8 protein-coding genes are annotated in these 9,780 nt (G+C 36.8%); 3 read left to right on the forward strand and 5 right to left on the reverse strand.

Annotated features, from left to right (window positions below; genetic code table 11):
* Positions 1-271: 271 nt before the first annotated feature.
* Both DHW03_RS18120 and DHW03_RS18125 read right to left on the reverse strand, forming a co-directional pair.
* The gene (locus DHW03_RS18120) at positions 272-1,252 is read right to left on the reverse strand and encodes a glycoside hydrolase family 43 protein (protein WP_109927270.1); all 981 of its coding nucleotides are present in this window, start codon (positions 1,250-1,252) and stop codon (positions 272-274) included.
* A 570-nt stretch (positions 1,253-1,822) separates the two neighbouring features.
* On the reverse strand, positions 1,823-3,193 hold the full coding sequence (locus DHW03_RS18125; RefSeq protein ID WP_109927271.1) for a dipeptidase: 1,371 nt from the start codon (positions 3,191-3,193) through the stop codon (positions 1,823-1,825).
* Positions 3,194-3,467: 274 nt separating this feature from the next.
* On the opposite strand from DHW03_RS18125, the gene DHW03_RS18130 reads away from it, so the two are divergent.
* Both DHW03_RS18130 and DHW03_RS18135 read left to right on the forward strand, forming a co-directional pair.
* Positions 3,468-3,794: a hypothetical protein gene (locus DHW03_RS18130; RefSeq protein ID WP_133248557.1), complete on the forward strand. Its 327-nt coding sequence runs from the start codon at positions 3,468-3,470 to the stop codon at positions 3,792-3,794.
* A gap of 76 nt (positions 3,795-3,870) precedes the next feature.
* On the forward strand, positions 3,871-4,848 hold the full coding sequence (locus DHW03_RS18135) for an SGNH/GDSL hydrolase family protein (protein ID WP_109927273.1): 978 nt from the start codon (positions 3,871-3,873) through the stop codon (positions 4,846-4,848).
* A 24-nt stretch (positions 4,849-4,872) separates the two neighbouring features.
* Here DHW03_RS18135 and DHW03_RS18140 read toward each other — a convergent pair whose 3' ends face one another.
* From DHW03_RS18140 to DHW03_RS18150, 3 genes are all read right to left on the reverse strand, one after another.
* Positions 4,873-6,018 (reverse strand): hypothetical protein, encoded by a 1,146-nt coding sequence (locus tag DHW03_RS18140; RefSeq protein ID WP_109927274.1) that lies wholly within the window; start codon positions 6,016-6,018, stop codon positions 4,873-4,875.
* Positions 6,015-6,446, reverse strand: coding sequence for a hypothetical protein (locus DHW03_RS18145; protein WP_109927275.1), 432 nt, complete (start codon positions 6,444-6,446; stop codon positions 6,015-6,017). Before DHW03_RS18145 ends, DHW03_RS18140 begins: the two co-directional genes overlap by 4 nt.
* Before the next feature lie 344 nt (positions 6,447-6,790).
* Positions 6,791-7,102, reverse strand: coding sequence for a DUF493 family protein (locus tag DHW03_RS18150; RefSeq protein ID WP_109927276.1), 312 nt, complete (start codon positions 7,100-7,102; stop codon positions 6,791-6,793).
* Between the two features lie 254 nt (positions 7,103-7,356).
* Here DHW03_RS18150 and DHW03_RS18155 point away from each other — a divergent pair, with 254 nt between their 5' ends.
* Positions 7,357-9,654, forward strand: a complete 2,298-nt coding sequence (locus DHW03_RS18155) for an ATP-dependent helicase (protein WP_109927277.1) — start codon at positions 7,357-7,359, stop codon at positions 9,652-9,654.
* The last annotated feature ends 126 nt before the right edge of the window (positions 9,655-9,780 follow it).

Here is a 9,780-nt window from a genome sequence, read left to right on the forward strand (position 1 = left end):
ACAAAAATAACTAAGTGGTATAGAACTAAAAAATTTATTATTTAAACCGAATAAACACAGATTATATAGGTAAGGGTAATTTGCTATATTGTCGCCTAATTTTCAACCACTGCCCTGCCTTGGTTCGTGTTTTCACAAATCGGCTGCCTCAGTTCGTGTCTTCACGAACCAATAACAACATCTTTCATTCCGGTACTTGGAAACACTTGCAATGGTGGTATGGAAGAGAAACGGAATAAAAAAAGGCAGACTTTCATCCACCTTTCTATATCTATTTTACCTTTTGAGCTTTAACCCCCTCATTGGTTATTTTTACAGGAAGTATATTTCCATCAGCATCAAACTTCATTTCATCTATACAGGTAACACGGTGATTACCATCCGTTTCTGTTAAAGGACGGCGATGATAAACGATGTAATAATTTCCTTTCTTCTCATTGATGATGACAGAATGATGCCCTGCACCAGTTGCAATGGTTGGATCTTGTTTTAAGATTTTTCCAACGCGTTTAAACGGACCAAAAGGAGAATCGCTAACGGCATAAGCCACAGAATAATCAGGCCCAGTCCAGCCGCCTTCGCTCCACATAAAATAATATTTACCATTTCTGATAAACATGTACGGACCCTCAACATAGTTATCAGGCGTAATCTCTTTGAAAGTTCTTCCATCAGGGAAAGGCACAAAACCAGTAAAATCGTTATTCAGCTTGGCAATATTGCAATGTCTCCAGCCCCCGTAAATCAAATAGTATTGTCCGTCCTTATCCTTAAACACGAACTGATCAATGGGTTGCGCACCATTATAAAATTTATCAACCAAAGGCTTTCCTAAATGATCTTTATAAGGTCCTTCTGGCTTATCGGCCACGGCAACCCCAATACCCCCTACTTCTTGATCATTTTGAATATCGTTTGCACCAAAAAACAGATAGTATTTTTTATCTTTTTGAACAATTGCTGGTGCCCACATGGCTTTATTGGCCCATTTAACGGCTGCTGTATCTAAAATATGTTCGTGTTTTTTCCAAGTAACGAGGTCGTTAGATGAAAAAGCATCCAGAAAAACCTGCTCTTTGTACTTTGCAGAATACGTTGGATATACCCAGTATTTATTGTTAAAAATTGCGGCATCTGGATCGGCATACCAGCCCTTAAAAATTGGATTTCCAGACGGCTGAATCGTTTTACCACCTTGAGCAAAAGAAGCGATACCAGCGAAAAGTAAAAGAGATGAGAATAGGTATTTCATGTGCACAATTTATAAAAAATTATGGTATTTATAAACTTGAAGCCTAATGACTTTTTATTTTTTTGGAAAGCAAGTACAGCACGTATCGCTTGCAGCAGTCCCGCCCCCGTTTCTGCTCTCGATGAAAAATCGAGGAGCATTTCACTAAGTCGGGTTTAGGTGGCACATTTCGTACTCCGATTGTGGGTTTGCAAACCCTAAACACTTAACCCATCGGCAATTGATTTATACGATTTGCAGGAGCAGGCATTTCAAATGGAAAACAGACCTTTAATATCTAAACGCGACAGTAGCGAACACAATCCCGATTTTTCATCGGGTGAGTAAAGCGAATGGCGGGGCTACAGCACCTATGAAAAAAACACGTTCATTTTTAAAAAAAAGAGCATTGTACAGTTATTAAAATCAGTCTTAACGAATACAACTTAACCAGTTACCGCCCGGCTTCCACTTGACCTAATCTTCTTAAAATCATAGGTCCATACCACCTATTTTCCAAAAAAAAATCCCTCTGCTTTAAAGAGGGATTTCTCACGTCGCAACACAGGCAACAGACTGATTTTTTGCTGATTACTTACTCAGTTCGGCAAAGTATTTATGAAACAATGGCAAAGTTTCTATGCCTTTGTAATAATTATAGATGTCGTATTTCTCATTTGGAGAGTGCAGTGCATCGCTATCTAGGCCAAAGCCGAAAAGTACTGATTTTATGCCCAGTACATCTTCAAAAAGCGCAACAATTGGAATACTGCCACCACCACGGGTTGGAATTGCTGTTTTACCGAAACTATCTTCGATGGCTTTTTCTGCAGCCTGATAAGCAATACTATCTGTTGGTGTAACAACCGGTTCGCCACCATGATGTGGGGTAACTTTAACCTTAACATTTTTTGGGGCAATGCTTTCAAAATGCTTGGTAAAGATTTCGGCAATTTCTTCTGAACTTTGATTTGGAACCAAACGCATCGAAATTTTTGCATTTGCTTTGCTTGGCAATACGGTTTTAGCACCTTCGCCAATGTAACCGCTCCAAATGCCATTTACTTCTAAAGTTGGACGCGTACCGGTACGCTCTAATGTAGAATAGCCCTTTTCGCCCCAAACTTCATCAATATCTAAATCTTTGGTGTATTCTGCTTCATCGTACGGTGCTGCGTTTAAAGCTTGTTTTTCTGCATCGGTTAATTCTACAACCTTATCATAAAAAGCGGGAATGGTAATGTGGTTATTTTCATCGTGTAAGGAAGCAATCATTTTGCAAAGAATGGTTGCTGGATTGGCTACTGCACCACCGTAAACGCCAGAATGCAAATCGCGGTTAGGGCCCACAACTTCTACTTCCATATAGGCTAAGCCACGTAAACCGGTTTCAATAGATGGATGCTCCATGCTAATCATCGAAGTATCAGAGATTAACACCACATCGGCTTTTAAACGATCTGCATTATCTTTAACAAAAATACCTAGATTGGCAGATCCTACCTCTTCCTCACCCTCAATCATAAATTTAACATTACAGGCTAAGGTATTGGTTTCCATCATCAATTCGAACGCTTTAACGTGCATATAGAATTGTCCTTTATCATCGCAAGCGCCACGTGCATAAATCTTACCATCGCGAACGGTTGGCTCGAAAGGTGGTGTTTTCCAAAGCTCTAACGGATCTGCAGGCTGCACATCATAATGACCGTAAATTAAAACTGTTGGCAAAGATTCATCAATAATTTTTTCGCCATAAACAATTGGATAACCGGCTGTTGGACAAATTTCTACCTGATCTGCACCAGCATCTTTCAACTTCTGCGCAACATAATCGGCAGTTTTTAAAACGTCGGCCTTATATTTAGGATCGGCACTTACCGATGGAAAACGTAATAACTCAAACAATTCGTCTAAAAAGCGTTGTTTGTGCGTTTCTACATAATTTTTAATCTCTTGCATAACAATATGAATTTGGGCAAATATAGGCTTTACCGAATAAATGCCATAAAATTACAATAAACACCCTTACAAAAATGTGCGTAAAATTTGTTTTCATCATTTTTAGTGGTAAATTGCTTTATCTATCAATTGGATAACGAAATTTTTCATCCCCAAAAGAAAAATATCCCACCGCTCATTCACATTAAAGTTCTGGAATTTAGAATCCTGTTTAAATGATTTTATACCCTTCAGATTGAGAATTGAGCAAATTTTATCAACTAATTATTTTTTTATGGTTTGTTCATTAAATCAAATTAGCAAAATAATTTTATTGCTGTGCATTTTGGGATGTACTACGGAGGCAGCATTTGCGCAACACTTCTATCAATCAGGTAATTACATTGCTCAAAAGCAAAAGAGTTATCTGTGCTTGAAAGGCAAACTAAAAGAGCGTTACCAAAGTGGTAGGTTCAACTGGTTTATTGTGGAAAACGAAAATAAAACCTATAACATAAGCGTTGTTGACACGGGTATTTTTCATCGATTTTTAGTTAACGATTCTATTGAGCTAAAAAATTGCTTTAAAATTGCCCGAATGAACTTAAAAAAGAAAAAGTAACTAGGAACTTCAATCTAAATTTTTGTAAATTGCAACATTTAATAGAAATCCCTAAATCCCTCCTGATACACCCTTAATGATGAAGTTGAGTGCAATAGTATATCCTTTTCTGCTGTTGCTTTTATGTTTTGGTTCTGTTGATTTCGCTTTAGCGCAAAATTCTACCCGGATAAGTTGCCCTGAGGCAGCAAAATTCTATGCTAAAGACAGTATAAATATTGTAACCTTTGGCGCGAGTACGGTTGAGGGCGTTGGTGGTGTTGGTTTTCAGGCCATGCTTGCAAGTAACTTTCAAAATTGCTATGCAAACAAGGTAGTTGATATTACCAATCATGGAATTGGTGGACAAACCACTTTTCAAGGTTTATTGCGGGTTGAGAAAGCCATTCGAGATCGTACAGGCTTTATCGTAATCGATATGGGTATTAACGATGCCATTTCAATTCGAGATAAAAAGCAAACGGTAGCCAATACCGAAGCCAATATGCGCGTAATTATCGAAGCAAGTATAAAACAAAAACTTGTGCCCATCCTTTGCACCCTCCAAAACGTGGATGATAGAACACTTGCCAACTTAGTACCTGTAAATACGAATATCAGAACAATAAATGCAATTTACCGCAGGCTTGCAACGGAGTATAAAATTTATCTGGCAGATGTAAACGCGGCCATGCGTCGCGATTTTTCTTTGTATCAAGATCCTTTTCATCCAAATGCACGCGGCTATAGACTAATCAGTTACGTAATTTTTGATGCCATTAACAAAGCAATTTTTGATAAATTTTTAAAGTTTGTAGTTACACAGAATTACCCCAACCCGGCTTCAACGCAAACCAATATCGATATTGTGCTGCCGGAAGCAGATAAAATAAACATCCAAATTTTCGACCTAATGGGCCGATTGGTTAAAACCGTGGTTAACGAATATTTAAACACTGGCAAGCACACATTAGAGATTAATACTGCCGCATTTGTTCCAGGAATTTATTTCTTTAAAGTGTCTTCAGATTCTGGTCAGTATTCTGATGCGAAGAAATTTATTGTTGCTCGGTAACCTTTCTTCGGGATTTAAATATTTTTAAGGATTGAATCTCCTATTCAACACATAATCAGCAAGAATGATTTGATTGTACAGATCTAAACTTTCGGTACGGATGTATTTATACTTTCCTTTTATTGCCGCACTAAATGCACTGCCCAGCACCTTATGATCTGATTCTATAGCTGCCTCACAAAGTATAATCCCCATATTTTCATCGGCTCCAACACTTACCATAACTGTTTTCACATCTTTCCAATTGCCTGTATAATAATGAAATTTACCCAATAGTTTAGATTCGCTATAAGAAGCATATCCTTCCTTTGAAAATTTGATGTGTTGGGTTGCATTTAAATAACTCAAATTAAAAAGAACCACAGCAATTGAAAATAAGATTGATAATGGAACACCTAAATAATAGAGCTTTTTATCTTCATAACTGCCCGTTGCCTGACCAAAAACAAACAACCATAAAATGGTTAAAATGATGATTGAAATTTTGCCAACAAGCGGATTTGCTTTGAGGGAATAGGCCACTGCTGTGCCATCTGGATTTAATGTTGTTTTTACATTTCTCAAATTTTGATGAATTTTTGTAGGATCGTAACCCAATGTAACAGGCTGATCTTCTGAACCATCTCTTAAAGCGTAAATACCAGTTGAAATTTTCGGCAAACCAACTTGCTTTATTTTCGATAGCACTGCTGAGAATTCACTTTTCTGATATTCTCCAAGCGATAATGATAGTCCATCTTTGCGCAATAAATTTAACTTGTAACTCAATTTACTGTTTCTGTTATTGTCTTTTATACTTGAGACCTTAACTTCTACCCAATAACCTTTGAAGTTATGTAATGGGCTTTGATAAGTGAGCTTAGATTTTGAAGATGTGACAACAACATTCTTTTTATCACCCCTATAATTGATAAAAACCTGAACATGGCTACTATCGTATTGCTTGATTGGATAAACCATACTCAAACCAACAGCCAAGATTAACCCAATGCCGAAATAAATAATTAATGATTTATTTCTTTGCCTGCCCTTTTCTTCCTTAATGATTTTGACGATTTCTCTAATCAGAAATAACAAGGCAATAATAAAAATTAGGGAAAATAATTCAATCCATCTCGGCACAGCTTTTTCTGTAAAAAGCAAACCAAAAGGGGTTTCAGTTATGTTCATGGATTTGAGATAAAATCTAAAAATGAAGCTTCTAAATCATCTGGAACGTGGTATGAAACCAAAAACTCAAATTTATGGATATCGTAAGCCAACTTAATTCGAAAAACATCAATACACCATAGCTCAAATGTACTTACACTGCATGAATAGTAAGTTAAATCGTTTTCAGTATAAATGGAACCGCCTATATATAAAGGCTTTACAGAGTAACTGCAATCTAAAGTGTCGTAATAACAAAAGGATTCAGGATTATCTCGACCAACTTTCCATTCGAGTGCTTTTGGGAAAATGTCTTTAAATCCGTTCGCTTTTAAGAAATCGACTATTTTTTGATAGCTGTGGTTATAAAAATTTACGTCCCAAAAAGTGGGTATTAAGCCCAAGAATAGCTGTTCTTGCTCCAAAACAATGGACTTTAATTCATTCATATTATCAATATTTAAATCTAAATTTCTGTGTGTAGTAATCTTTTATTATTGTATGAATAGGGAATATTTCGCACCATAAGGGGCGGATTTTTATGCATTTCAAAAATGCTAAACGTTCAATTTTATTTTGGGGGATGCGTTGTAGATAAACTTATCAATCTCACTAGGGCGTGAGCATGTGTACAACGTTTTGAGCAAATTTCATAAGCACCCAAGGAAAATCAATTTTATTTGATTTCAGGTGGTTAATTATGCTTTAAACCATATAAGAAATCTAAGTTGGTAAATACTCCTTTACTCAGATATTCTTATATGGTCAAATATAGCATTTTTTGGAATCAATTTTAAAGCATCATAATGCCTTTAATATCAGCAACTTGTTTATATACAGCAATAACTTCATCTGCATTTTGCATTTCTTTCTTTACTGTAATGGAAACATATTTACCCGTTTTAGAGGCTTGTTCTAAAAATTGATCATCGGGAAGTACCTTCCGTAATTCTTGTATCTTATCCATGCCTCCAGTGATAATAAATTTAAAATTATATATCCCTGGAAACTGCTCCACACTTTCTAGCTTTTCTTTTAAATTCGCGTATATATCTGTACTCCCACCTTCTGGAATATCAGTAAACTCAATATTTTTATCTTCCATAGCCCAAACTTATCAAATACTATTCCTAAATGGTTAATATGTTATTTTGGCATAAATGGATTTGGTGTGATTTAAAAAATCATCTGTGTAAAGCTATGGCAAACGTTTTCGCGTAGTTTGAAATGATTTTGTAGTTTATTTTTATTTAATAACATCCAGACCTAATATTTCATTTTTTTAATTGCTATTTCTCCACAAAGCCCTAAATAAATGTAGGATTTCTTATTTTTGAAGCTCAAAAAACAGGAGCCGATTTGGACTATTTAGAAGGATTAAACCCACAACAAAGAGCAGCAGTAGAGAACACTAAAGGACCGGTAATGATTGTTGCGGGTGCGGGTTCGGGTAAAACCAGGGTAATTACCTATCGGGTTGCTCATCTCATTCAAACGGGAACAGATCCCTTTAACATCTTAGTTTTAACCTTTACCAATAAGGCGAGTAAGGATATGCGCGAGCGTATCAGCAAGGTTGTAGGTGCAGAGGCCAAAAACATTTGGATGGGAACCTTTCACTCCGTTTTTGCGAAAATTCTTCGTGTTGAAGCTGAAAAGATCGGCTACCCAAGCAATTTCACCATTTACGATACAGACGATAGCAAAAGTGTAATCCGTGCCATTTTGAAAGAAATGCAACTCGATGATAAGTTATATGCCGCCAATTTTGTGTTTAACAGAATTTCAAGCGCGAAAAACAATCTTATTTCTTGGGGCGAATATCAAGCAAACGATCAAATTCAGGCAGAAGACCATCAAAACAAACGTCCGTTAATTGGTCAGATTTACGAAACCTATGCCAAGCGTTGTTTCAGAGCAGGTGCAATGGATTTTGATGATTTGCTATTTAAAACCAATATTTTACTTAAGGAACATACGGATGTTTTAAATAAATACCAGCAAAAGTTTAGGTATTTGATGGTGGATGAGTATCAGGATACCAACTTTTCGCAATATACCATTGTGAAAAAATTGGCCGCAGCCTACCAAAATATTTGTGTTGTGGGCGATGATGCCCAGAGTATTTATGCTTTCCGTGGCGCTAACATTCAAAACATTTTAAATTTTGAACGCGATTACCCCGATTTAAAAGTGTACAAATTAGAGCAGAATTACCGCTCTACCCAGAATATAGTTGATGCCGCCAGCAGCATTATCGCCAATAACAAAAATCAACTCGAAAAAAATGTTTTCTCTGAAAACGTTCAGGGCGATCGAATCAAAGTATCGAGGGCTTTTACCGATAATGAAGAGGGTAAATTAGTTGCCGAATCCATTATTCAAGAGCGCAGTACAAAGGGCTATCAACATAGCGACTTTGCAATTTTATATCGTACAAATGCACAAAGTAGAGCCATGGAGGAAGGTTTGCGCAAGCTTAATATTCCCTATCGAATTTACGGCGGGCAGTCTTTCTATCAACGCAAAGAGATTAAAGATTTAATTGCCTATTTCCGCTTAACGTTTAATCCAAAGGATGAGGAAGCAATTAAAAGGGTAATTAATTATCCAAAACGCGGAATTGGCGATACTTCTATCGATAAAATTATTGTAGCGGCAGATCAAAATGATAAAACCATGTGGGATGTCATTTCAAATGCACACATGTATGTGGATGGTCGCTTGGCCAATCAATTGAATGATTTTTCAACCATGATTCAAAGTTTTCAAGCCGAAGCCAAAAAGCTTGATGCTTATGATACTGCATTATTTATTGCACAACATGCAGGCATTTTAAAAGAACTTTATACCGATGATAGCGTTGAGGGCAGAAGCCGATACGAAAACATTCAGGAGCTTTTAAACGGGATTAAGGAGTTTGCTGAGCGTGAAGATATTGAAGAGAAAGGCTTAGATATTTTTATGCAGGACGTTGCCCTTTTAACCAATGATGATAAAGATGGCGATAAAAACAAGGATACCGTTTCTTTAATGACTATTCACTCTGCAAAAGGATTAGAATTTAAAAATGTATTTATTGTAGGGTTAGAAGAGAATCTCTTCCCTTCGCAAATGTCGCTTACCAATAGAACCGATTTAGAAGAAGAGCGCCGATTATTTTATGTAGCCATTACAAGAGCTGAAATTAAGTTAACCTTAACTTATGCAACATCGCGCTACCGATGGGGCACCTTAACCAATTGTGAACCAAGTCGTTTCATCAACGAAATTAATCCAAAATACTTAGAATTGGATGTTAAACCTTCGAAAAGCAACCTACTTGAAGGTAATTTTGACGATGAACGCAAAACATGGACTTCGCAACCTCGTGATTTTTTCAGCAAGCCAAAACCTGCATCCACAACGTCGGCAGCCGCGGCTCGTCCGAAAACTACTACTTTGTTAGCAAAAGCACACGTGCCAACGCCTGGCTTTACGCCATCCTTACCGCACGAATTTCAAGGCGGAATGGAAGTTGAGCATGAAAAGTTTGGCTTCGGAAAAATAATAAGTCTGGAAGGTACACTCCCTGATGTAAAAGCAACTGTATTTTTTCAAGGCTTAGGCAATAAACAATTGTTATTGAAGTTTGCAAAACTGATGATTGTTAAATAAAAACTGATTTTCAAGATTATAATAAACGAGGATGTATCCGTAATTCAAATTAGCTCTAGCATAGTGCAACGGAGCGATCTTTGAAACTAAAAACAAATACCTCTTTAACAGATTTCTCCGCTACGG

Origin of the sequence: Pedobacter yonginensis, from assembly GCF_003173595.1 — a bacterium.
Classification (GTDB): domain Bacteria; phylum Bacteroidota; class Bacteroidia; order Sphingobacteriales; family Sphingobacteriaceae; genus Pedobacter; species Pedobacter yonginense.

Excerpts from the sequence above, each read along its gene's own strand:
- DHW03_RS18120 (WP_109927270.1), bottom strand. The coding sequence starts at position 1,252 with ATGAAATACCTATTCTCATCTCTTTTACTTTTCGCTGGTATCGCTTCT.
- DHW03_RS18125 (WP_109927271.1), bottom strand. The coding sequence starts at position 3,193 with ATGCAAGAGATTAAAAATTATGTAGAAACGCACAAACAACGCTTTTTA.
- DHW03_RS18130 (WP_133248557.1), top strand. The coding sequence starts at position 3,468 with ATGGTTTGTTCATTAAATCAAATTAGCAAAATAATTTTATTGCTGTGC.
- DHW03_RS18135 (WP_109927273.1), top strand. The coding sequence starts at position 3,871 with ATGATGAAGTTGAGTGCAATAGTATATCCTTTTCTGCTGTTGCTTTTA.
- DHW03_RS18140 (WP_109927274.1), bottom strand. The coding sequence starts at position 6,018 with ATGAACATAACTGAAACCCCTTTTGGTTTGCTTTTTACAGAAAAAGCT.
- DHW03_RS18145 (WP_109927275.1), bottom strand. The coding sequence starts at position 6,446 with ATGAATGAATTAAAGTCCATTGTTTTGGAGCAAGAACAGCTATTCTTG.
- DHW03_RS18150 (WP_109927276.1), bottom strand. The coding sequence starts at position 7,102 with ATGGAAGATAAAAATATTGAGTTTACTGATATTCCAGAAGGTGGGAGT.